Below are 23,167 nucleotides of genomic sequence, written 5' to 3' on the forward strand. Positions count from 1 at the left end.
GATTGCGGGTGGCTCGACGAACCAGTCACGCCCCGCTCGCAATAGACCTGGCGGCCTCCAATTTGGCCTTTCGGCTTTCAGCAACCTGGTCGGCAGCATCGTACACCATCGGCTCCTCGATATGAACATACCCCATAAACACTTCAACGCGGCTATGTGCAGTCAACGCCATGCCCACTTTGAGAGGCACTCCCGAATTTGCGATATCCGTCGCGGCGCGGTGACGAATGCCATGAGTGCCAACATGCTCTATCCCAGACACTGTTAACGCCTTTCGCCATGCACGATGGTACGCCGCGTACAGGGCCGGGCGGTTTGGGTCTCTCGGATTCGGGATGACAAAGGGGGAGTCGCCAGCGGTAGCTGCTGCGAGTTGAAGCAGAGCCAGCGCCTCTTTCGATATCGGCTTCCAAATTGGCCCAGTCTTACTATCAGGCCAATCGATCCTGCGCCTCTCAAAATCTACCCAAGCCCAGCGCAGTTGAAGAATTTCAGACACCCGCGCTGCAAAGGCAAACTGAAGTCGCATAGCCAAGGTATATGCCGATCTTCCTCCGCCTTCAACTTCTGGCAACTCGAGATAGTTCATCAATCGAGCCATTTCATCTTGGCGGATAAGTCTGGGTTTCTTCTTTTTTGCAAGCGTAGTGACGCCTTTGCATGGATTTGTATCCTCGGCTCGATACCCCCACTCCTCAGCTCGCTTAAACATCGAACTTAATATTCCTAAGGATATGTAGGCCATACCGGGAGCGAAGCTAAGATCATCCACAAATTCTTTTATTTCCTTCTTACTGATGGATTCAATTTTATAATATCCGATCCTTCTAATGATATATTTTTCGAACATATATCTGTGTAATTTCTGACTGCTCTTTTTATTACGCACTAATGTCCAGCGCTGATAGAATACTTCCTCGAATTCTCGGATTGTCATGCTAGCGCGCCGTTCGGCCCGAGCACGGGAAGGGTCTCCGCCCTCACGCACCTCAGCAAGCCATTTTTGGGCTATTGCCCTAGCTTGCTCGACGGTTAGATCGCCAAAGAGCCCAAGCGCGGGCTTTCGCTTGATGCCCTCATAATTTCGATACTGCAGCATGAAGGTTTTACGGCCGGCAGGCGAAACCTTGCACAGGAGACCCACGACCTCGGTGTCTCGCAGTTCATACGCCTTGGATTTGGCTTCAGCCGCTTCTAAGGTTCGCTTGGTCAACTTCAAAGTGGGCATTTTCGGACCTCCGAAAGCGCTCATGTTTGGGAGCCACATGGGAGCCATGCCGCATCAAACTCGAGCGAATTTGTTCCAAGGCCAGAGTATTGTAAGCTTTTTCAAATATCTGAAAAATAGACATTTATCGCACTTCATCGCACTCTAGCGGAGCCGATCGTAGATCAAAATTATATGTAGCGTTCCATATTGGCGGTCAGGTGGATGTCGAGCGTGCGGGTAGGCGTGCGGATGTCCTCATTGGGTTCGAGCGCGCGCAAATCGGCATAGGTCAGCACGCGATGATCGACATCCTCCAGCCCGGTCGGCCGGTCGGCGGTACGATCCGCCGGCATGGCGGACAAGGTCGCGACCCCCGGCCCCATCGGCACATTGGGCGCGACGGAGGGGTCGAGCATCTTCATGCTGTGGCCGGCCATGCTTTCATTGGCGGGCTGGCTGAGGTCGATCACGCCGCCCTGCCCCATGTCCATGCCCGCCATGTCCATGCCCATATCCTTCATGGTGAGCAGCGGACGCTGGCGCAGGTCGGGGATCGGCGCGACCATGCCGATCTGCGGCGCAAGCGTCGCACGCACCAGACCGGAACGGTCGATCGCTTCGGCGATCAGGCCATAGGGCTTAGCCTCCGTCGGCTGAACGATCACATCATATGTTTCGGCGATGCCGATCTGGAACTCGTCCGTCTCGACGGGCTGGACGTGCTGGCCATCGCACTGGACCACCGTCATCGGCAAGCCGGGCAGGCGGACATTGAAATTGGTCATGGCCGACGCGTTGATGATGCGCAGGCGCACGCGTTCACCCGGTACGAACAGGCCGGTCCAGTTTTCCGGCGTGCCATGACCATTCACCAGGAAGCTGTAGGTGGAGCCGGTGACGTCGGAAATATCGGTGGGGTCCATGCGCATCGCGCCCCATTCCATCCGATCCTTGCGGCCCTGGTCCTTGCCCGCAAGCAGGCCGGCCAGCGTCTGGCGCTGCATGTTGTAATAGCCGCCCATCTGCTTGAGGCGCTTGAGCAACATATGAGGATGGACCGGCGACCAGTCGGCCAGCACGATCACATGTTCACGGTCGGACGCGACCGGATCGGGACCGGCGGGGTCGATGACGATCGGTCCATAATGGCCCATCGCCTCCTGCATGCCCGAATGGCTGTGATACCAGTAAGTCCCCGCCTGCCGGATCGGAAATTCATAGGTGAAGGTTTCGCCGGGGCGAATGCCGGGGAAGCTGACGCCCGGCACGCCGTCCATCTGGAACGGCAGGATCAGGCCATGCCAGTGGATCGACGTATCCTCCTTCAGCCTGTTAGTGACGGACAGACGAACATTCTGCCCTTCTTTCAAGCGAATGAGCGGTGCGGGCACGGTGCCGTTGATCGTGATGGCATGGGCCGACCGGCCACCAGTGCCGAAATGGCTTTCGCCAACGGTCAGGGCGATGCTGTCCCCGGAAAGAACGCCGGGAACGGGCCGCAGCCCTGTAGTGCCGCTGCGCGCCCAGGCGGGGAAGGCGCCAGCCAGCGTCAGGGCGGCGGCGCTCTTAAACAAGGTGCGGCGATCAAGGGACAGGTTGGTCATGCTCCTTCATACGCGAGCCGCCCGCTAATCCCTCAAAATTTCCATGAGTTTGGCGCGTGCGCGGTAGAGTCGGGTTTCGACTGCCTTTTCGGTGATGCCCAGCACCATCGCCGCCTCCGCCTGGCTCATCTGCTCGATCGTGCGGAGCAGCAGCACATCCTTCAGATTGGAGGGCAAGGAGGCAATGGCGGCGTTGATCCGGGCGAGTTCGCGCTGCGAATGCAGCGCTTCTTCCGGCGTCGCGCCGTTATCGGCAATATCGAGCACTTCGTCGATTGGCCGCGCAAAGGCAAAGAAGCGACGGACGGCGCGACGGCGCGCCCAGTCCCGGCATTTGTTGAGCGCGATGCGCGCGATCCAGACCCGAAACGGCCGCGCGCCATCATAGCGGGCCAGCGCGGCAAAGGCGGCCACGAAAGTCTCCTGCGTGATGTCGAGCGCCTCGTCTCCATCGCCCACATGACCACGCACGATGCGGTATACGGCATCGCGATGCCGCCGCATCAGCGCGCCATAGGCCGATTGCTGCCCAGCCAGCGCACGGTCCGCAAGGACGCAATCCTCGGAGTCCGCTTCGTTCACTGGCCCGGCTGGGTCAGCGCCTTGACGACGGCGGCATCGAATTGCGCCGCCTGATCAGGGCGCAGCACGGCGCGCATCGCAAAGATGTGCTGGAGCGTTTCTTTCTGAAGCTGGCCCATCACATGATGCGATCGATCGACCGCTTCGCCCACCTTGGGACCATAGCCATGTTCGGCGGCAATCGCGTCGGCCAGGCGCTGATTGTCGGCGCGCATCTCGCCCTCCAGCGCAGCGCGGCGCAGGGCGAAGCCGGCTTCGAGCGCATGAATGCGCTTTTCCTGCGCCGCATCCAGCGTCAGGCGCTGATGCAACAGCATATGGACTTCGCTTTCGACCTGCGGTTCGGGGACGAGCCAGAAACGCGCAACCAGCACGGCGGCAAGCGACGCTGCAAAGGCGACCAGCGCGACCAGAAGATAACGGCGAGCGGTCATTGGCCCAGCAGGCGCGAAGGGGCGTAATTCGACATGCCGATTGGCAGGGGTGATGCCTGTGCCGGGGCGGCAGGCACGATGCTGCCGGCCCAGCCGATGCCGATCGCCAACAGGCCGGCTAGCATCAGGCTGCGCCGCGCCGTCACCTGTTCGCGCTTCTTGGCAACGCCGCCCATCACGGCATCGTCCATCATTTCGAGCCGCGCATCAGTGGGCATCGCCCGCACCGCGCCCAGCATCCGGTCCAGATCGGTCATCACGTCATTCTCCATCCTCATGACCGCATACGCGCGCGAAGCGCCCACCCCTTGGCATCAGGCGGAAAAAATTATGCGCATGGGTCGAGGGGTGGAGCAAGTCCATGCGTAAATGCCCCTAACACCCCTTGTTGGAGACAGTGCCATGACCCGTAAGTCCCTGATCGCCGCCGCCGCCATGGCGCTGACCCTGCCCGGCCTTGCGAGCGCCCACACCAAGCTGGTGTCGTCCACCCCCGCCGCCAACGCAACCATCGCCAAGCCGACGAAGATGACGCTGACCTTTTCAGAAACCTTCCTTGCTCCGCTGAGCGGAGCCGACCTGACCATGACCGGCATGCCGGGCATGGCCAATCATGATCCCATGCCGATCAAGGGGTTCAAGACCGCCGTCGATGGCAAGACCATGACCCTGACCTTCCCCCGTGCGCTGCCCGCCGGCACCTATGACCTCAAATGGCATGTTGTCGGCGCCGACCAGCACAAGATGGAAGGCGGCTACAGCTTCACGGTCAAGTAAGCGATGACCGAGGGGGCGTTGATCGGCGCGCGTTTCGCACTGATGATCGACCTTGCCCTGCTCATGGGCCTGCCGCTTTTCTGGTGGGTCATGGGCATGGTGGGGCGCAAGGGCGTGACCGCGCTGCTGGCAACAGGCGGCATCGCCTTGTCGGTGCTGTGGTTGCTGGCGAGCGCCGCGTCCATGACCGGCACGCCGATCACTTCCCCCGACTGGGCTACGGCCTGGATATTGCTGACGATGACGCCGATCGGGCCAGTGCTTACGGTGCGCGGAGCAGCCTTGCTGGCTACGCTGTTTGCAACGCTCCTCCCGCGCGGTGACAGATGGGCGCTTCCCCCTGCGGCGCTAGCTGCCGGGACGCTCGCCTGGACCGGCCACGCCGGCGCGACAGAAGAAATGGCGGGATCGCTGCATCGCGTTGCGGATGTCGCCCATATCTGGGCGGCGGCCGGCTGGATCGGCGCGCTGGCGGTGCTGCTCTGCACCGTCGCGCATTTGCGACCGGGAAGCGATACCCGGCCAGTCGCAACCATGCTGGCGCGTTTTTCTCTGATGGGGACACTCATTGTCGCCACGCTGGTCGTCAGCGGCGCCATCAACGCGATCATGATCGTCGGGCTGGCGCAATTGCCGGCCTTGCTCGCCAGCCGCTACGGCCTGCTGCTGGGCGCCAAATTGCTATTGTTCGGGCTGATGCTGGGCCTGGCGGCGGCCAATCGCTGGTGGCTGACCCCGGCTTTGGAGGCCGGCGTGACGCCGCAGCGGGCGATTGCTCATTTGCGGCTGTCCCTGCTGGTCGAAAGCAGCACCGCCATCGCCATCCTCGCTCTGGTCGCCTGGCTCGGCACACTCGACCCCATGGCGTAGAAGCGGCTCCGGTCGCGCGGGCGCGGCCGGAGCCATATCGTCAGGCCGGACGATAGATGCAGTAGATTTTCTTCACATGAACACTGCTGTCCCAGCTGCAACTCGCGCCCTGTTCTACCAGAAAGATGTCGCCCTTCGCGAATGTGGCTTCTGCGCCGACTTCATCGATGAAGGTCACGCTGCCATCGATCAGATACATGAGTTCGAAATGGCCATAGCGCATCGCCCGGCGATAATAGGGCGTGGAATCCCAGGTGCCGGCCATGAATTCGCCATCGTCCGACTTCCAGTCCGTATTGTTGCGGCAGGCCGGCGTCGGCCCGACCAGCAGTTCGGCCAGCGGCGCACCTGAAGGGGTTAGCGGAGCGTCAGCGTCGACCGGGATGATCACGCCATTCCCGGCCGGGCCACCCGCGCGGCGCATATAGAGCAGGCGGCTGTCAGTATCGGCAGTCCAATTAAAGCTGCTGCCGCCGCGCAGGACGACGCTGTCGCCTTCAGTCAGCGTCACATCGACATCACCGCCCGCGATGCGAACCGCGCCGGATTCCACGATAATGAATTCGTCCGCGGCCATGGCGCTGACGCCACCGGCCCCCTGCGGCAGAGCAATAAGGCCGGCAGTGATGGGGCCGTCTGCTAGCGGAAGCGCCGCGCGAGCGGCAAGGAAGGGATCGTCCTCCCCCACTGTCACATTTGCACTGGCGGCCCAGGCGCGCAGGTCGATGAAGCTGCGGGTCAAAGTTGCGTTGGTCATGGCGGCCTTTCCTGATGGATCGACTACAGGATAATCCCTGCCGCGCGGCACGATCCGCCGTTTGCCGTGCAACCCGCCGTCAGACCTGCCGCAGGGCGCGGGCCGGACGGACGGAAAGCAGCGGGATCGATCCGGCAAGGCCGATGCCCAGCGTCAGCAATGCCCCGCCCGCCAGTGTTATAAGGACGACCGGCCAGTCCGGCGCCCAGCCAAAGTCGAAGACCTGCACGATCACGAACCAGGCCGCCGCGCTGCCCAGCGCCAACGCCACCAGCGCCAGAATCGCCGCCAGCAATCCATATTCCAGCGCCTGCCCACCCAGCAACTGCATGCGGGTTGCGCCCAGCGTCTTGAGGATCACGCTGTCATAACTGCGCGCCTGACGCGAAGCGGCAATGGCGCCGACCAGCACCGCAATGCCCGCCAGAATAGCAACCGATGCGGCGACCAGGATGGCGCGCGACATTTGCGTCAGGATGGTGCCGACCTGATCGATCACGTCGCCGACGGCGATCACCGACACGCCAGGGAAGGCCGCGAGCAAGGCGCGGGTCATGGCAGCGTCACGACGCTGGTCCATCGTGATGGTGGCGGCGACGCTATGGGGCGCAGATTCCAGCGTGGCGGGCGAAAAAACCAGCACATAGTTGAACCCCATCGTGTCCCAGTTGACCTTGCGCAGGGAAGCGATGCGCGCCTGTATCTCACGGCCCAGTATCGATACGGTCAGCGTGTCGCCAACCCCGATGTTCAATGTCTTTGCCGCCTCGGCATCCAGTGAAACCAGCGGCGGCCCTTTATAGTCCCGCGACCACCATTTGCCCGCGACCAGATCGCTGCCTTCGGGCAGGGTTGCGCTGTAGGTGACGCCGCGCTCGCCCCGCAGGAACCACGCGCCTTCGGGTAAGTGCGGCAGATCGGCAACGCGTTGGGCGCCATAGGCAGTAATCGTTCCGCGCAGGACCGGGACGATGTTGATTTGAGCCTCTGGCACCTGCTGCACCACAATTGAGCGGAAACGCGCCTGCTGCACCGCCGGAATGTCCAGCACGATCTGCGCCGGCGCCTTCTTCGGCACGACATTGCGGATTTCCGCATCGAGGCTGGTTTCGATGCCGGCGAGCGTGACGAACAGCGTAAGGGCAAGGCCAAGCGCCACGATCAGCGCGGCGGTCTGCGCACCGGGCCGATGCAGATTGGCGATGGCGAGGCGCAACAAAGGCCGACGCGTCCGGGGCAGGCGACGCGCCAGTCGGCTGACGATCAATCCCAGCCCCAGCAGCAGAAGAAGAACCGCCGCGACCGCGCCCAGCACGGCGGCGGAGAAGAGCGGATCGCGCGCAGTGCCAAGCGCCAGGGCCACCAGCCATGCGCCAGCACCGCCCATCGCGGCGATGCTGCGCCGATCAAGGCCGCTGCGCGCATCCACCGCGCCACGAAACAGGACGGCAGCAGGCTGGGTCCGCGCTCTGGCAAGCGGCGGGAAGGTGAAGAGAAAGGCGATGAGAAGCCCATATGCGGCGCTGGCCAGAAGCGGCAGCGGATGGAGATGAAAGCCGGGACTGACAGGCAAGACATCACCCGCCAGCGCCACCACCAAAGGCGGCAGCGCCGCGCCTACGAACAGGCCGGCCCCGATCCCCAACAACGCGACCACACCCACCTGCATCCGGTAAATGAGGGCAATGTCCACGGAAGTCGCGCCCAGCACTTTCAGGGTCGCGATGCCGCTGCGCTTGCCCGTAAGATAGGATGCAACGCCGTTGCTGACGCCGATGCCGGCGATCACCAGCGCGGCAAGGCCGATGAGCGACAAAAATTGTCCCATCCGTTCGATGAAGCGGTTGGCGCCAGGCGCGGCATTGTCGCGATCCTTGAAGGTCCAGCCTTCATTGGCGCGCGCCTTTTCCCAATCCTTGCGAACGGACGCTGCATCGTAGCGCGGGTTCAGCCGGATCCGGTACTTCGCATTGTAGAGGCTGCCCGGCTGGATCAAACCTGTACGACGCAATCCATCCATCGACACGATCGTTACCGGACCAAGGGTAAAGCCTTCGCCCAGCCGGTCGGGTTCATCAGCAATAATATCAGCGATGGTGAAGGTCGCGTTACCATAGCGGACAGCCTCGCCGCGTCGCAGGTCCAACCGCTCCGCCAGCGCTTCGCCGATGACGGCGTGATGCGTATCCATCGCCCGATAGGCACTGTGACGGAGTTTCACCATACCATAAAGCGGATAGGCGTAATCCACGCCCTTGAGTTCGGTGAGGATCGCTGGCGGACCATCACCCCTGCCCGGACCGACCCGCTGGGCCATGGCGCGCAGGCGAATGGTCTGGCTGAGCGTGCCGAGTTGGCCAAAGGCTTCCCGGTCGCCCAGCCCCGCCTCGCGCTGGGTCATGCCGATTTCGATATCGCCACCCAGGATCACGCGGCCCCGATCGCTGATTTCCTGCGTGATCGCCGCCGTCAGGCTGCCGATCGCCGCCAGCGCCGCCACACCCAGAAACAGGCAGAGGAACAGCAGCCGCAGCCCCCGAAAGCCGAGATGCAGGTCGCGCCGGGCGATGCGCCATCCGGCCCGCCAGCCCAGACCGTTCACAAGATGCGGTCCGCGATGATCCGACCATCGCGCATTTCGATGATGCGGCCGCACCGTTCGGCCAGAACGGGATCATGGGTGATGATAATCAGCGTTGCACCAGCCGCCTGCTGCCGTGCGAACAGCAAGTCCATGATCGTCGCGCCGGTGGATGCATCGAGATTGCCAGTAGGTTCATCCGCAAAAAGCAAAGTCGGGCGCGGCGCGACTGCCCGGGCGATCGCCACACGCTGTTGCTCTCCACCGGAAAGCTGCGCTGGATAATGGTCGAGCCGATGCCCCAGCCCCACCGCGCGCAATTCGTCGGACGCCAGGGTGAAGGCGTCGGCATGACCCGCCAGTTCGAGCGGCACCGCGACATTTTCCAGCGCCGTCATGGTCGGCAGCAGATGAAAGCTTTGCAGCACGATGCCGATCCGCCCTCGGCGCGCGCGGGCCAGATCGTCCTCGCTCAGCGCGCCGAAATCGACGCCACCCACATCGACACTGCCGCCGCTGGCCCGCTCCAGCCCGGACAATACGGCCATCAAAGAACTCTTGCCCGATCCAGATGCGCCAAGAATGGCGACGCTCTCGCCCCGCAGGATGGAAAGATCCACGCCCTTGAGAATTGCGACCGGCGCATCGCGGGTTCCAAGCTGTAGCGTGACATTATGCGCGCGTATCGCGATAGTGGCGGGATCGATGGGCAAGTGCATGAAGAAGGAGCGCTCCTTGGCGGGCAGGCTGTTGCAATATGGGGCGTTGACGCTGTTTGTCCATGTGGCGGCCTGTTCGGATGCAGCGCCGCCCCCACCTCCAGCGGCTAATGCCGCAGAACAGGGCACCGCTGCCGATGCGGCAACGGATGCAAAGCTGGTCGTGGCGTTTGGCGATAGCCTGTATGCCGGCTATAATCTGGATCAGGGCAAGGGGCTGGCCCCAGTGCTGGAAAAGGCGCTGAACGCGAGCGGCATCAAGGCGCGGGTCGTGAATGCCGGCGTGTCGGGCGATACGACCGCGGCGGGACTGGCACGACTGGCCTTCACGCTGGACGGACTGCCGCGCAAGCCGGACCTGATGCTGGTGGGGCTGGGCGGCAATGATATGCTGCGTGGCCTCAGCCCGAAGGAAACACGCAGCAATCTGGACGCGATCCTGACTGAAGCACAAAAGCGCGGCATCCCGGTCATTCTGACCGGGATGCTCGCTTCCCCCAATATGGGGCCGGACTATGCGGCTGCTTTCAATCCCATTTATCCTGAACTGGCCAAGGCCCATGGTGCGACGCTCTATCCCTTCATGCTGGACGGTGTGACCGGACATCGGGCGTTGCAACTGCCCGACGGCATCCATCCCAATGACAAAGGCGTCACCGTGATCGTCGGCAAGCTGGCGCCTGTCGTGGCGAAGGCCCTGAAGCCATGACGGTGCAGGTTGGCCTGATCGGCTATGGTATGGCTGGGCGGGTGTTCCATGCGCCGCTGATCCAAGCGACGCCGGGGCTGCGGCTGGCAGCGATCGTCACCAGCCGGGCCGCAGATGTGGCCGCACTCGATCCCGCGATTTCCTGTTTGACGGACATTGACGCGTTGTTGGGCGATCCGGCGATCGATCTGGTGGTGATTGCGACACCGAGTGAGACACATGCGGCGCTTGTCGAACAGGCGCTGAACGCTGGCAAGCATGTGGTGGTGGACAAGCCCTTCGCCCTGTCGCTGACGGAGGCGCGCGCTCTGGCGGCGCTGGCCGAAAAGACGGGGCGACGGCTGGTGGTGTTTCACAATCGGCGTTTCGACAGCGATTATCTGGGCATCAGCGCCGCCATTGAAGCGGGCGCGATCGGACGGATCACCCATTTCGAAAGCCATTTCGATCGTTTCCGGCCGGAGGTGCGCGACCGCTGGCGTGAGGATGGGTCGCCGGGGTCGGGCGTGTGGTTCGATCTGGGGCCGCATCTGGTGGATCAGGCGCTGGCCCTGTTCGGTCGCCCTGATGCGGTGGATGCCGATATTACCGCCCTGCGGACCGGATCGCGCGCCGATGACTGGGCGCATGTCGTGCTGCGTTACGCCGACAAACGGGTGGTGCTGCACGCAAGCCTGAACGCGCCGGGGGCTGATGCAGGCGGAGCGCCCCGCTTTCTGGCCCATGGTACGGGCGGCACGCTGATCAAGCGCCGCATCGATCCGCAGGAGGCGCAATTGATCGCCGGATTGCGACCGGGCGATGCCGACTGGGGCGTCGATCCAGACCTGGTCGAACATCATGATGGCCATGGTCAGGTTACGCAATATCCCGCCATCGCCGGCTGTCAGGAGCGTTTCTACGCGCAGGTTGCCGATGCCGTGCGCATGGGCGGCCCCCTGCCCGTTTCCACCAGCGATGCCGTCGCGACGCAGGAAGTGATCGAAGCGGCCTGGATTTCCGCCCGCACCGGGCAGGTCATAAGCCTGCCCCTGCCATGATAATCGAGAGGATGAAGCCCATGGTTCTACGCGCCCTGCTGATCGCCGCCCTGCTGGCACCGACGGTCGCCATCGCCAAGCCAGACGTTCCTGAAGTGTCGATTGCCGATGGCGCGCTGCGCGGAACGCAGGAGGATGGCGTCATCGCCTTCAAGGGCATTCCTTTCGCCCAGCCGCCGGTAGGGACGCTGCGCTGGCGCGCGCCGCAGCCGGTCACGCGCTGGCAGGGCGTGCGCGACGCGATTCACTATGGCCATGATTGCATGCAACTGCCCTTTCCTTCCGACGCTGCGCCTTTGGGGACACCCCCGGCGGAAGACTGTCTGTTCATCAATGTCTGGAAACCGCAGCGCGCGCAGGCAAAGCTGCCCGTAATGGTGTGGATATATGGCGGCGGTTTCGTCAATGGCGGGTCATCCCCGCCCACCTATTCCGGCGGGGCGCTGGCGAAGCAGGGCATCATGGTCGTCAGCTTCAACTATCGCATCGGCCGGTTCGGAACTTTCGCGCACCCCGCCCTTACCAAGGCGGATGCAGACAAGGGACTGCTCGCCAACTATGGCTATCTGGACCAGATCGCCGCGCTCACATGGGTGAAGGCCAATATCGCGGCCTTTGGCGGCGATCCGGCCAATGTCACGATCATCGGCGAAAGCGCGGGCGGCATGTCTGTTCATGCGCTGTTGACCTCCCCGATGGCGCAGGGGCTGTTCCAAAAGGCGGTAATTCAGTCGGGCGGACCGATGCCCATGGGCGACGCCACGCTGGCAGGAGCGGAAAAAACCGGCGCCGCCTTTGGCGCAAGCAAGGGGATCCCCGCTGATGATCCGGCAGCGCTGGCCAAACTGCGCGCGCTGCCTGCCCAGGATATTGTTGACGGCCTCAATCTGGCGGCCTTGTTTGCCAATGGCCCACGCACCCATAGCAATCCGATCGCTGACGGGCGGATCGCGCGCGACAGTCTGGAGGCCTATCGGACAGGGCAATTCATCAAGGTGCCGGTGATGATCGGCGCGACCAGCGACGATATTGGCGGACCGACCGGGCCGATGGTGGCCGGCGCGCGCGCCATGGCGGCGCAATTTGCCGGACAGGATGTGCCGACCTGGTATTATCGTTTTTCCTATGTGGCGGAAAAACTGCGTGCCCCAGCCACCAAGGGCGCAGGCCATGCCAGCGAAATCCCCTATTTCTTCGACACAGTGGGCGTAAAATATGGCGTGGATACGACCCCGGCAGACCGTCATATCGGCCAGATCGCCAGCGGCTATCTGGTAAATTTTGTGGCGCATGGCGATCCGAACGGACCTGGCCTGCCATCATGGCGCCCCTATGGCGCAACGGACCCGTCGATGATGGACATTGGCGCGAATGATGACGCGCGGTTTGGTCCGGATATATTGCCGCAAAAATAGCGCTTCAGCGCCAATCTGCCTCCCGAAAGCATGTACATTGCGGATTTGAATGAAATCTGCAATGTACTGAAGAATTAAGCTTCAAGCCAATGTCCGGGGGACAGAATGAACGCAGTGGTTGACCAGATAGGCGATCTGGCCGAAGCCGGCGAGAAGATGGTGGAACGCCTGCGGCGCAAGGCTTTTCTGCCTGAAAGCCGTAAGGAACTGAATGTCCGCTTCGGCATTGCCGAGGCTGCGCAGTTGCTGGGCTGTTCGACGAATCGCATCCGCATGGCGGAGGAAGATGGCCGTCTGCCCCCTGCCCCGCCGACGGAAAATGGCCGGCGGCCAGGCTATGCCATCGACGAACTGCTCAACATGCGGCAGGTGCTGGGCGCCACGCCCGAACGCGCGCCGCTGGACGTTCCGGCGATCATCGCGGTTCAGAATTTCAAGGGCGGCGTGGGCAAATCGACCGTCACCACCCATCTGGCCCATTATTTTGCCGTGCAGGGCTATCGCGTGCTGGTGGTCGATTGCGACAGCCAGGCGACGACGACCACCTTGTTCGGCTTCAACCCGCATTTCAACATCCAGCGCGAAGAGACGCTCTACCCCTATCTGTCGATCGATCCGACGCAGGTGGACCTGCTCTATGCGGTCAAGCGCACGGCCTGGCCCAATGTCGACCTGATCCCGTCCAATCTGGAACTGTTCGACGTCGAATATGAACTGGCGGCCGCCGGCAGCGACGGCGGATCGGTGTTGGCCGCGCGCTTCCGCAAGCTCAAGCAAGGCCTGATGGACCTTGCCCGCAATTATGACATCGTGCTGCTCGATCCGCCGCCGGCGCTGGGCACGATCAGCCTGGCGGTGATGCAGGCGGCCAATGCGCTGCTGGTGCCGCTGGCGGCAACGACGCCCGATTTCTGTTCGACGGTGCAATTCCTGTCGATGATGGATCAGGTCATCGGCCAGCTTCAGAGTGCGGGCATCGATGTCGATTATAGCTTCGTGCGTCTGATCTGTTCGAAGTTCGACGGCAATGATCCCAGTCACGCCATGGTCCGCGCCATCATGGAGCAAAGTTTTGGTCCCGCCCTGTTGCCGGTGCCGATCCTGGATTCCGCCGAAATCAGCCATGCCGCCATGCGGATGATGACTGTCTATGAACTGGAAAAGCCGATCGGCACGCCCCGGACGCACAAACGCTGTCGCGCCAATCTGGACGAAGCGATGAATCAGATCGAAGCACTGGTGCGTCAGGGATGGGGCCGGGTCGCGCCGGCGCGGGAAGAGGATATTGTCAATGTCGCCTGATCGCGCGCGCCCGAACCAACCTACTCGCGCGAGCATTATGTTCTTTGTTTGTTCTTTGTTTGGAATGATGAACCATGGCGCGTAAGCAATCCGATTATCTGGCCGCTCTGTTGTCGGACGAAGCCGCAGACGCCGTTCCGGCAACGATGGCAGCGGATATTGCTCCTGCCCCGGAGGCGGCTTCCCCGCCTGCGCGCGCCGAACGGTCGCGCGGCACGACGTTGTTGGGCCGTGAGTCGGCACTGGCCCGCCTGGCTTCGGGCGAGGTGCGTCAGGTCACGCAACTCCTGCTTGATCCCGCGCGCGTGCGCATCTGGCCCGGTAACGCGCGTCACTATGCGCATCTGGCCGAGGATAATTGCCGCGAACTGATCGATTCGATCATTGCGGAGGGCGGGCAGAAAGTGCCGGCCGTGGTGCGCCGGGTCGAGGATGATCCCGACCATGATTTTGAAGTGATTGCCGGCACGCGTCGCCATTGGTCGATCAGTTGGCTGCGCGCGCACAGCTATCCCGATATGCAGTTTGTCGCTCAGGTCGCGATACTGGATGACGAGGCCGCCTTCCGACTGGCCGATCTGGAAAATCGTGCGCGCAAGGACGTGTCCGATCTGGAGCGGGCCCGCAATTATGCGCAGGCGTTGGGCGATCATTATGGCAGCCACCTGACAAGGATGGCGGAGCGACTGAAGCTGTCCAAGGGGTGGCTCAGCAAGATGATCAAGGTTGCTGGAATTCCGGACGCAGTGATCGCCGCCTTCGCCTCTCCTGCCGATGTGCAGTTGAAGCCTGCCTATGCTTTGGCTCAGGCGCTTGATGACGCAGCCGCAGCGACCGCGATCCATGCCGCCGCTGCCGATTTGGCTGAAGAGCAGGCGACATTGCGCCGCCGCGGCGCTTCCTGTGTGTCTGCGGCCGATGTGCTTCGGCGTCTGCTCGACGCTCCACGGGCGAGCCTTTCCGCGCCCAAGATGGAGCCTTATGTCTGCACCAATCGGTTTGGCCGTCCGGTCCTGTCCGTTCAGTCCGTCAATCGGCAGGGTGTGACCATGCGCTTTCATGCCGGTTCCGGGGCCGACACGGAAATGCTGGTCGATGCCTTGCGTGAAACGCTGGCTCATCTGGAGCAGCAAGGTCTGGGCCTGCAAAGATGAAGAGCGGTCCAACAGATGGCCGGTCGTTCGGCGAGAAACATTTTCTGTTTCCCCGGGGAAACACGTGCCGAATATCATGGCGGCATCGTCCGCCGGCCGGCCGTGACATAGCAAGTCTGCACGCTCTGGCATTAGCCGTTTCCCCAGGGAAACGGCTCTTTTTCCTTCGCGCGCCATCACGTTTGCCTGCTCCCTCCCGCGCATTGCCTTCCCCCCCGGCCTCCAAAATGTCGGCGTCCTGCCAGATTGGATTACCGCCCAGATGAGCCGCGAGACGAAATCCGCGTTCAACGATCAATTCGATCTGTTCCTGCCCTATATTGCGGACATGCCCTTGCGCGATCAGCGTGAGATGATGGAGCGCCCCTTCTTCTCTCTCGCCAAGTCCAAGCGCGTAAAACCAATCGACTATACATCGCCCGACGGAAAAGCGTGGGTCCATGTGTCCGCCAACCCCGATTATGGCATGGCCACCATCTGGGATGCGGACATCCTCATCTATTGCGCATCTGTCCTGGCGGATATGGCCCGGCGCGGGCTTAATGACATTCCGCGCAAACTCCATCTGATGCCCTATGACCTGTTGCGCGCCATCCATCGGCCGACCACAGGACGGGCGTATGAATTGCTGGGCCAGTCGCTTGACCGGCTGGTCGCCACCACGATCAAGACCAACATCCGTGCCGAAAATCGTCGTGAAGCGACCTTTTCCTGGCTTGATGGCTGGACCCAGCTGGTCGACGAACGCACTGAACGATCGCGCGGCATGACCATCGAACTGTCCAACTGGTTCTATGAAGGTGTGCTTATGCAGGGCGGCGTCCTGTCTATCGATCGCGCCTATTTCGACCTTACTGGTGGACGCGAACGCTGGTTGTACAAGGTTGCCCGGAAACATGCGGGTGGCGCAGGCGAAGCCGGCTTCGCCATTTCCATGCCGACGCTGTTTGAAAAATCCGGTGCGGAGGGTGCCTATCGCCGCTTCAAATTCGAATTGGCCAAGATCGCCGAGCGTGATCCCCTGCCCGGCTATACACTGGAGCTTGAACAAGCCGACGGCAAACGTGAGCCATCGTTGCGCATGCGTCGTCGCAAAAATGCGGTTCCCCTGCCCGCTCCCAAACAGGATCAGACCGATGTCCGCGCCAGTTCCACCACGTCGCCCAGAGTGAAGGAAACGACGATGCCGGTTGCGGCACCGGATGACATCAGCTTCGACGCGACCGCCTTGATCCGCCGTAGCGTGGTCAGCCTGTCTTCCCGTGCGACGGCGGGCGAATTGACCGATGCCACGCTTGCCACCTTGCGCGCAGAATGTCCGGGATGGGATTATCAGACCCTCCATCAGGAGTTTCGCGACTGGATCGGCAATGATCCGCAGCGGACCCCCGTAAACTATCAGAAGGCGTTCATTGGCTTTGTACGCCGATTTCACGAGAAGAACCGCCATAACCTGTAGGGGCGCTCGTTCCAGCACCCTGCCCTCACCGGCGCATCATAATATCATACAGGCGTCATTGTCCGGCTTCGTCCGCAATGGCGCCTGCGTTGTTTGGCGATCCTTTGATTGATAGCACAGAATGAGCCGGGCCAATCTTAGGCATACTGCCAGACGAGATAAGCTTCGCTCAATTCGATGGCATCTGTCCGGTTCAAGCGAAATCGAGAGAAGCTGGCGCTGTGCCGTCTGCTTCTCGATCTCGACCTGCTCAGAGCGACTGCGGCAAGCAGGCTGTCGGAGGGATCGAACAGGATATAGTCATCAGGCTCCGGTCGCGTATCGCTGCTTGCGCTCAACATGCGGCAATTCTGAAAATATGCCCGCTGAGCTTATGATGGCGCAAATCGAACACCACCATGCTGCTGAACTCCGTTCATTCCGACGGCATATATTTGCGTCCGGCCCGTCATATCGTCAGGACAGAAAATGCGCGCATCATTCTTCAGAGCATTCTGAAGTCGGCTGGAACAGCAGACGGCTCGCAGAATGCGGAAAACAAAAGAAAATTAGAGCATCATCCGATTCAATCTAATCGGATGATGCTCTAATGCCGTTCAGTTCCGCCGCCACCCGCCGGCAGGGGAGGGGGGTAAGCTTTCGTCATCCCAATTTCCAACATTGACGTTCCCGATGTGTCGGGTCCGCCAGCTGCACCAGTTGTCGACGGGACGCCGGGCTGCGGAAGGCTTGGCAGGGGATGTGGAAATTGAACCTGCTTTTCCGCCCCTCCACGCGAACTGATTCAATTCCGGGGAGCATCCCGCTTTCCACTCCCGGCCATCGATCTATCAGGAACGCAGTTCGCACCATCAGGAACAGATGGACGATCCTTCAGGAACGCTGGAAACGATATTTCAGGAACGCATACTCGTCTCTTCGGGAACGCAGCCCCGACGGCGACTCACGACATCAGCGCGATTCGCTCTGTCTCGCAGTGTCTCTAACTCTCTAACTCTATTAGAAACCTTGTAACCCGTATCGAGATATTTCTGAAATTGAAGGACATGGATACGAAATTGACGGCCCCATCCGCTCAATCATTGGACCATTGCGCGATCTGCGCCAGCAGTTTGGTCGCACCCTGATGCGAAATGCCCAGCAAACGGGCCACGGCCACTCTGCTAAGCCCCGGATAGGCGAGCTCCAACCGTAGGAGCAGGGGAGCCTTGCTGCGACGCGTAACAGGCATCTCCAGAGGGGCCCGCGCCATCCGAGCTTCAATCCGGTCGAGATCCTTCAATCCCTCCAGCGCTCGTTTGTATAGCATCCCCTGCATCAGCGTCGTAAGTTCGGCCTCTGTATCGGGCAGGAAACGTGGAAGTTCGGTGAAACATGGCAAACGACGGAGCGTCAGACCGGATCTTTGCAGCGCCAGAGGCATGTGACAGGCAAGTAGCCAAACAGGATCCGTCCCAGTGGGTTCAGGACGCCATTGCCGACCGTCGGCGGTCGTCAGCAGGGGCGACTGACTGGCCGGCATGTTCAACTCGCGTCTAGCCATCAGCAAGCGTTCAGCGATCGCGGGAAGGGAAGGGGTGGGGTAGGGGGGCTCCAGAAGCTGCCCCGCCATTCGCCAGACAGGCCCGAAGCGCACAAGGTCGTGCTCGCCCCACATGACCGCCTCTGCGCGATCATCCAGCAACTGTCGAGAGAGGTTCAGAGTCGCACGGTTGAGCGGGTCGCGGCCATCATCGCCCGCACTCAACGCAAAATGGAAAAGCGCGGCAATCGACAGCGGATCGTTCAGCCCCTCACTATGCCGCGGTGGCGGCGTGCGGCCGGTAATCCAGTTTTGCAGGTCCCGCACATCGACAGGCACTCCGGCGGCGCGCGCCAGGATCGTTGCGCCCTGCAACCGCGCCCTCGCCAGCCAGATGTCGGCAGCCGGGCTGGATGCCAGCCTTCCATCAAGCCTGCCAAGCAGCAGCAAGGCTTGATCCGGACCGTAGGAAAAATCGCGCATTTCTGCCGGCTAGCGCATCCTGCTATGTAACGAAAGATGCTATTTGGTTACATCTGCTGTGATGGGAAAGCCGGACGAGTTTGCCGCAGTACAGACAATAGCGCCGTCTGTTCATTCGTTACCAGAATGTCCGCATCGCCACCACCCTGCATCGCGCCGTTTCTGGCAAACAGGGCAGAGATTTTCCGTGATGACCAACACGTGATCGAAGAGCGGAAGCGTGTCGTTGGAGGCTCTCCTACCGATCGACAAATGATCCAGATCGCTTGAATGATGGAGGTTGGCGGTGGAAGGAAAGCCATCAACGCCTATCATGACGACGGGCTGACCATGACCTACATGATCACCGCCGACGCTGCCGAGGGATGGATCGGAGAGTACCAGTATGAGCGGCGCCATCTTGCGGGCGGATGCTTTGCCATCTCCCGGCAAGAGGCCGATGGTGCGACCGTTTTCCATATCGATGATTTCGATACGCACGGCTCGCTGATTTTACACGGCGCCCGATCATCAGTTCTATCGGTTGGAAGGATCGCTGAAGCCCACTACAGCTTGTCCTCGATTATGATGTGCGCGATCTTCAACGGATCGAATTATGCGGGGTGCCTATGAGCAAGAATTCTCTTGAAGGAATCAGATCCTATCCAGGCCCCGCCGGTGGCTGGGGGGCGCTGCGCGCGGTTGCAAAGGCGGTCCGCGCCGAAATGGGCGCGAGCACGAACACGCGCGCGCTCCTCAGCATGAACCAGCCCGAGGGGTTTGATTGTCCGGGCTGCGCGTGGCCCGACCCCAAGCACACATCCTCCTTCGAATTCTGCGAGAATGGCGCCAAGGCGGTCACATGGGAGGCGACGCAAAAGCGCGTCGATCCCGACTTCTTTGCACGCCATCCCGTGTCCGAACTGTGGACATGGTCCGATTATGCTTTGGAGGAGGCCGGGCGGCTCACCCATCCGCTGCGTTATGATCCCGCGACCGACCATTTCGTGCCGATCGAGTGGGAGGAGGCTTTCGAGCGGACGGGGGCCGTGCTGCGCGCAATCGACGATCCGAACGAAGTTGAATTCTATACCTCGGGTCGCGCCTCCAACGAGGCGGCATTTCTGTACCAGCTTTTCGCGCGAGAGTTTGGGACCAACAATTTCCCTGACTGTTCGAACATGTGCCATGAGGCGACCAGCGTTGGTCTGCCAAAGTCCATCGGCGTCGGCAAAGGCACTGTCACGCTGGAGGATTTCGAGGAAACCGACGCTGTCTTCAGCTTCGGCCACAATCCGGGGACGAATCATCCGCGCATGCTTGGCGTCCTTCGGGAGGTATCGCGGCGTGGGGTTCCGATCATCGCGATCAACCCGATGCGGGAACGCGGTCTCGAACGATTTCAGGACCCGCAAGCGCCGGTCGAGATGGCGACCCTTGGTGCGACGCCGATTTCGTCGGCCTATCATATGGTCAAGGTGGGGGGCGACCTTGCCCTCGTCAAAGGGATCATCAAGGCGCTGCTGGCGGCCGACGCTGCGGATGTTGGTGCAGGTGGGCGCGGCCTGATCGACCGCGCGTTCATCCAGCAGCATACGACCGGCTTCGAGGCGCTTTGCGCGGACATCGAGCAAGTCGACTGGGCCACGATTTGCGCCTTGTCAGGGCTGGCGCAAGGCGTGATCGAGAGCATCGCAAAAGTCTATTGGACGGCCGAGCGGGCCATCATTTGTTACGGAATGGGGATCACCCAGCACCGCCATGGCACGCAGACCGTCCAGCAGTTGGCGAACCTGCTTTTGCTGCGCGGAAATTTCGGCCGCGCGGGGGCCGGCATTTGTCCGGTTCGCGGACATTCGAATGTCCAGGGCGATCGCACCGTCGGCATCACGGAGATTCCGAAAGAGCCATTTCTTGCAAGACTGGATCGCGCCTTCGGCATCATCAGCCCACGCGCGCATGGCCACAATGCGGTCGAGGCGATCGAAGCGATGCGGGATGGCAGATCACGCGCCTTTATCGGCCTTGGCGGCAATCTCGCAGTGGCCATCAGCGACCCGCAGACGACGTTCGCTGCCTTCCGTAAGCTGGACCTCAACGTCCAGATCGTGACAAAGCTCAACCGTACCTGCCTTTTGACAGCGAAGGAGAGCCTGATCCTGCCATGTCTTGGGCGCACGGAGATCGACGTTCAGGCTAGCGGATTGCAGGCGATCACGGTCGAGGATTCCATGTCGGTTGTTCACGCTTCGCGCGGTATGCTTCAGCCGGTTTCCGATACATTACTTTCCGAACCTGCAATCGTCGCGGGTCTCGCCAAGGCGAGCCTGCCGACGACGGTGGTGGCGTGGGACGATCTTGTTACGGACTATGATCGCATCCGGGACAAGATCGAGGAGGTGTTTCCCGACTTTTTCGACTTTAACGAGCGTGTGCGGGTCAAAGGCGGTTTCCGCCTGCGTGTTGGCGCTTCGCAGCGTCAATGGGACACGCCCGACGGCCTGGCCCACTTCCTTGTGGCTGACATTCCACTCGGGCTGGAACGGGAGGGCCATCCTTTCCTGCTCACCACGATCCGCAGTCACGACCAGTATAATACCACAATCTATGGTCTGAACGATCGCTATCGGGGAATCACCGGGCGCCGGGACGTCATATTCCTCAATGGCGAGGATCTGAACGATCTGGGGCTGGAGCATGGGGATCTGGTCGATGTGGTAGCGGGCGATCGCATACTGGCCGGGCAGACGGCGGTGGCGCACATGATCTCGCGTGGTTCGGTCGCGGCCTACTATCCCGAAGCAAATTGCCTCGTTCCCTTGGAGAACCATGACAGAGCAAGCGGTACGCCTGCGTATAAGTCGATCCCGGTCATGATCCGGCGAGCCGTGTGATGGGGCGCGATGACGCCGATCGCTTCCATCTGCCCTTGGCTGGCCGGAGGCAAGCCGTGCCTTCGGCGACCCCCAGCAGCTTCGCGCATTTTGCGTCGGCGCCCGTTGCGCCGATACGATTCTCAGCCTCGGTCCAGGGTATATGGCGCAAAAGCCAGGAGCCGGGAGGTTCCGTCGTGAACTCGACTTCGGCAATTTCCGGGACCGCTGCGATGCTGATCAGGCGCTCCTCATAGGCGAAGGGCTCGCCGTCTGCGATGTGCAGGCCCCTAATGAGAAGAAGTTCACCTCGCTTCGCAAGCAGCCCTTCGTCGGCATTGCTCGATGAAGCCCCTACAAGCCTTAGAAACGCGTCAGCAGCGGATGGGTAAAGCGCAGGTCATCCAGTAGGCTTTCGATCAGGGCGACGTCCCGAATGCTGCCTGACGGCGTGGCGTTCCAGTTGCAATGGGGATGGGTGTCGCGGCTGTAAAGGCGAATGGGGCCGATCGCCTTGCGCCAATGATGTTTGCTCTTGCCATGGTCGCGCAGCAGGCGCGCTACCAGCAGGTCGATCATCCCGTCATTCGTCATGAACGTCCTTTGCCGACCAATGGCCCGGCAGGTCAAGATAGGCCTCCAGTTCGCGCCAGTGCCGGTCCCAGCCGGGGCCGCGCCGCGCCGGCGGCACATGCGCTTCCACCATGCGGCGGGCGCGGGTGACAATATTGTCCTGCGGCGTGCACAGCCGGTCGAGTATCTGGCGGATATCGTCGCTCATGATGTAGGTGGCCTCCGGGCGGTGCGCCAGGCGCGGGGGGGCTGTCCGATATGGCGGGCGAAGAAGCGGGAGAAATAGGCCGGGTCGTCAAAGCCCACGGCATAGGCGATGTCCGTTATCGACATTTGCGAGTAGACGAGCAGGCGGCGCGCTTCCAGCAGGCAGCGATCGTCCAGCATCTGCGCGGGCGAACTGCCAGCGACGCGGGCGCAGGCCTGTCGCAACGCCGTGAGGCTGGCGCCCAGCGCACGGGCATGGACAGAAACGGATTCCCGCTGGCGAAAACGCTGGTCGATCCGCTCGCGCAGGCGGGCCACAAGCGCCGCCTGCCGCGCATTGCCGGGCTGGACCGCCTGGGCCAGTGCGGCATGGCGCAACGCCAGCACCATGAGTTGCAGCAACGCGGCGTCGATCGCTGCGCGCTGACCCGGCCCGGCCCAGCCCAGTTCCCGCGCCATGCGGCCGATGATCGTTTCGGCGTCGCCCCCTTCATGCGCGGGCAATTCAACGGCATGCGGATATGCAAACAGGGTGGCGAGGTCCGCGTCGCGCGCGATCAGGTGGCGCAGATAGCTGTCGGCGATCGTGGTGACATGGCCGCGCGATTCCCGGTGCCAGCTGAAGCCGTGGATGATGCCGGCCGGAATCAGCAGCAGGCAGGGCGCCTCGAAACGCACCTGCGCCGCCTCCGCCTGCATCGCCCCGCCACCCTGCGCGATCAGGATGATGTGGTTGAGGTCGCGATGGACATGCGGACGGATCGTCCATTCGCTGGGGCGCGATCGATCGTCCAGGCTTTCGACATGGACGAACCCCTCGGCCACGCTGCGCTGGGGCTCGCCATAAAGATAAAAGCTGGGGACGGGCGCGGTCGACATGGCCCCGGCTTAAGGCGGATCGTCCAGTTCGACAATGC

The 23,167-nt window shown here is 61.9% G+C and carries 23 protein-coding genes and 1 pseudogene; 11 read left to right on the forward strand and 13 right to left on the reverse strand.

Annotated elements, in window-relative coordinates:
• Positions 1 to 25: 25 nt before the first annotated feature.
• The 5 genes and pseudogenes from ACFOKF_RS24975 to ACFOKF_RS24995 form a co-directional block, all read right to left on the reverse strand.
• Positions 26 to 1,228, reverse strand: a complete 1,203-nt coding sequence (locus tag ACFOKF_RS24975) for a tyrosine-type recombinase/integrase (RefSeq protein WP_380799258.1) — start codon at positions 1,226 to 1,228, stop codon at positions 26 to 28.
• Positions 1,229 to 1,401: 173 nt separating this feature from the next.
• Positions 1,402 to 2,814 (reverse strand): annotated as a pseudogene (locus ACFOKF_RS24980) (copper resistance system multicopper oxidase); the annotation flags it as partial.
• Positions 2,815 to 2,838: 24 nt separating this feature from the next.
• Positions 2,839 to 3,396 carry an RNA polymerase sigma factor gene (locus ACFOKF_RS24985; protein WP_380799259.1) on the reverse strand — a complete coding sequence of 186 codons (558 nt, stop codon included), beginning with the start codon at positions 3,394 to 3,396 and terminating at the stop codon, positions 2,839 to 2,841.
• Entirely contained in the window at positions 3,393 to 3,830 is a 438-nt protein-coding gene (locus ACFOKF_RS24990) for a periplasmic heavy metal sensor (protein WP_380799260.1), read from the reverse strand. Before ACFOKF_RS24990 ends, ACFOKF_RS24985 begins: the two co-directional genes overlap by 4 nt.
• On the reverse strand, positions 3,827 to 4,087 hold the full coding sequence (locus ACFOKF_RS24995) for a hypothetical protein (RefSeq protein WP_380799357.1): 261 nt from the start codon (positions 4,085 to 4,087) through the stop codon (positions 3,827 to 3,829). The genes ACFOKF_RS24990 and ACFOKF_RS24995 overlap by 4 nt, the downstream gene beginning before the upstream one ends.
• A gap of 145 nt (positions 4,088 to 4,232) precedes the next feature.
• Here ACFOKF_RS24995 and copC point away from each other — a divergent pair, with 145 nt between their 5' ends.
• Together copC and copD are read left to right on the forward strand one after the other, a co-directional pair.
• Positions 4,233 to 4,607, forward strand: coding sequence for a copper homeostasis periplasmic binding protein CopC (gene copC, locus ACFOKF_RS25000; RefSeq protein WP_380799262.1), 375 nt, complete (start codon positions 4,233 to 4,235; stop codon positions 4,605 to 4,607).
• A gap of 3 nt (positions 4,608 to 4,610) precedes the next feature.
• A complete protein-coding gene (copD, locus tag ACFOKF_RS25005) occupies positions 4,611 to 5,477 on the forward strand; it encodes a copper homeostasis membrane protein CopD (RefSeq protein WP_380799263.1) in 867 nt (288 codons plus the stop codon).
• A 40-nt stretch (positions 5,478 to 5,517) separates the two neighbouring features.
• On the opposite strand, the gene ACFOKF_RS25010 is transcribed toward copD, so the two are convergent.
• The 3 genes from ACFOKF_RS25010 to ACFOKF_RS25020 form a co-directional block, all read right to left on the reverse strand.
• A complete protein-coding gene (locus ACFOKF_RS25010; protein WP_380799264.1) occupies positions 5,518 to 6,234 on the reverse strand; it encodes a cupin domain-containing protein in 717 nt (238 codons plus the stop codon).
• A 79-nt stretch (positions 6,235 to 6,313) separates the two neighbouring features.
• On the reverse strand, positions 6,314 to 8,836 hold the full coding sequence (locus tag ACFOKF_RS25015) for an ABC transporter permease (protein WP_380799265.1): 2,523 nt from the start codon (positions 8,834 to 8,836) through the stop codon (positions 6,314 to 6,316).
• Positions 8,833 to 9,534 (reverse strand): ABC transporter ATP-binding protein, encoded by a 702-nt coding sequence (locus tag ACFOKF_RS25020; protein ID WP_380799266.1) that lies wholly within the window; start codon positions 9,532 to 9,534, stop codon positions 8,833 to 8,835. The genes ACFOKF_RS25015 and ACFOKF_RS25020 overlap by 4 nt, the downstream gene beginning before the upstream one ends.
• On the opposite strand from ACFOKF_RS25020, the gene ACFOKF_RS25025 reads away from it, so the two are divergent.
• The 7 genes from ACFOKF_RS25025 (at position 9,533) to ACFOKF_RS25055 (ending at position 17,203) form a co-directional block, all read left to right on the forward strand.
• The gene (locus ACFOKF_RS25025; RefSeq protein ID WP_380799267.1) at positions 9,533 to 10,243 is read left to right on the forward strand and encodes an arylesterase; all 711 of its coding nucleotides are present in this window, start codon (positions 9,533 to 9,535) and stop codon (positions 10,241 to 10,243) included. The genes ACFOKF_RS25020 and ACFOKF_RS25025 overlap by 2 nt on opposite strands.
• A complete protein-coding gene (locus ACFOKF_RS25030; RefSeq protein ID WP_380799268.1) occupies positions 10,240 to 11,283 on the forward strand; it encodes an oxidoreductase in 1,044 nt (347 codons plus the stop codon). The genes ACFOKF_RS25025 and ACFOKF_RS25030 overlap by 4 nt, the downstream gene beginning before the upstream one ends.
• A gap of 20 nt (positions 11,284 to 11,303) precedes the next feature.
• Entirely contained in the window at positions 11,304 to 12,698 is a 1,395-nt protein-coding gene (locus tag ACFOKF_RS25035) for a carboxylesterase/lipase family protein (RefSeq protein ID WP_380799269.1), read from the forward strand.
• Positions 12,699 to 12,803: 105 nt separating this feature from the next.
• Positions 12,804 to 14,000, forward strand: a complete 1,197-nt coding sequence (locus ACFOKF_RS25040) for an AAA family ATPase (RefSeq protein WP_380799270.1) — start codon at positions 12,804 to 12,806, stop codon at positions 13,998 to 14,000.
• 74 nt (positions 14,001 to 14,074) lie between these two features.
• Positions 14,075 to 15,154 (forward strand): ParB/RepB/Spo0J family partition protein, encoded by a 1,080-nt coding sequence (locus ACFOKF_RS25045; RefSeq protein ID WP_380799271.1) that lies wholly within the window; start codon positions 14,075 to 14,077, stop codon positions 15,152 to 15,154.
• Between the two features lie 262 nt (positions 15,155 to 15,416).
• The gene (locus tag ACFOKF_RS25050) at positions 15,417 to 16,613 is read left to right on the forward strand and encodes a replication initiator protein A (RefSeq protein ID WP_380799272.1); all 1,197 of its coding nucleotides are present in this window, start codon (positions 15,417 to 15,419) and stop codon (positions 16,611 to 16,613) included.
• A 398-nt stretch (positions 16,614 to 17,011) separates the two neighbouring features.
• Positions 17,012 to 17,203 carry a hypothetical protein gene (locus tag ACFOKF_RS25055; protein ID WP_380799273.1) on the forward strand — a complete coding sequence of 64 codons (192 nt, stop codon included), beginning with the start codon at positions 17,012 to 17,014 and terminating at the stop codon, positions 17,201 to 17,203.
• A 485-nt stretch (positions 17,204 to 17,688) separates the two neighbouring features.
• On the opposite strand, the gene ACFOKF_RS25060 is transcribed toward ACFOKF_RS25055, so the two are convergent.
• Entirely contained in the window at positions 17,689 to 18,618 is a 930-nt protein-coding gene (locus ACFOKF_RS25060; protein ID WP_380799274.1) for a hypothetical protein, read from the reverse strand.
• Between the two features lie 339 nt (positions 18,619 to 18,957).
• Here ACFOKF_RS25060 and ACFOKF_RS25065 point away from each other — a divergent pair, with 339 nt between their 5' ends.
• Together ACFOKF_RS25065 and ACFOKF_RS25070 are read left to right on the forward strand one after the other, a co-directional pair.
• Positions 18,958 to 19,230, forward strand: a complete 273-nt coding sequence (locus ACFOKF_RS25065) for a MoaF-related domain-containing protein (RefSeq protein WP_380799358.1) — start codon at positions 18,958 to 18,960, stop codon at positions 19,228 to 19,230.
• Positions 19,227 to 21,491: an FdhF/YdeP family oxidoreductase gene (locus tag ACFOKF_RS25070; RefSeq protein ID WP_380799276.1), complete on the forward strand. Its 2,265-nt coding sequence runs from the start codon at positions 19,227 to 19,229 to the stop codon at positions 21,489 to 21,491. Before ACFOKF_RS25065 ends, ACFOKF_RS25070 begins: the two co-directional genes overlap by 4 nt.
• Here the strand turns inward: ACFOKF_RS25070 and ACFOKF_RS25075 are convergent.
• The 4 genes from ACFOKF_RS25075 to ACFOKF_RS25090 are packed head-to-tail and all read right to left on the reverse strand — an operon-like array spanning position 21,469 to position 23,129.
• On the reverse strand, positions 21,469 to 21,795 hold the full coding sequence (locus ACFOKF_RS25075; protein ID WP_380799359.1) for a UTRA domain-containing protein: 327 nt from the start codon (positions 21,793 to 21,795) through the stop codon (positions 21,469 to 21,471). The genes ACFOKF_RS25070 and ACFOKF_RS25075 overlap by 23 nt on opposite strands.
• Positions 21,796 to 21,833: 38 nt before the next feature.
• The gene (locus ACFOKF_RS25080; RefSeq protein WP_380799277.1) at positions 21,834 to 22,064 is read right to left on the reverse strand and encodes a hypothetical protein; all 231 of its coding nucleotides are present in this window, start codon (positions 22,062 to 22,064) and stop codon (positions 21,834 to 21,836) included.
• Entirely contained in the window at positions 22,054 to 22,251 is a 198-nt protein-coding gene (locus tag ACFOKF_RS25085) for a hypothetical protein (RefSeq protein ID WP_380799278.1), read from the reverse strand. The genes ACFOKF_RS25080 and ACFOKF_RS25085 overlap by 11 nt, the downstream gene beginning before the upstream one ends.
• Positions 22,248 to 23,129, reverse strand: a complete 882-nt coding sequence (locus tag ACFOKF_RS25090; RefSeq protein ID WP_380799279.1) for a helix-turn-helix domain-containing protein — start codon at positions 23,127 to 23,129, stop codon at positions 22,248 to 22,250. The genes ACFOKF_RS25085 and ACFOKF_RS25090 overlap by 4 nt, the downstream gene beginning before the upstream one ends.
• Between the last annotated feature and the right edge of the window lie 38 nt (positions 23,130 to 23,167).

Source organism: Sphingobium rhizovicinum, from assembly GCF_042647625.1.
Classification (GTDB): Bacteria; Pseudomonadota; Alphaproteobacteria; order Sphingomonadales; family Sphingomonadaceae; genus Sphingobium; species Sphingobium rhizovicinum.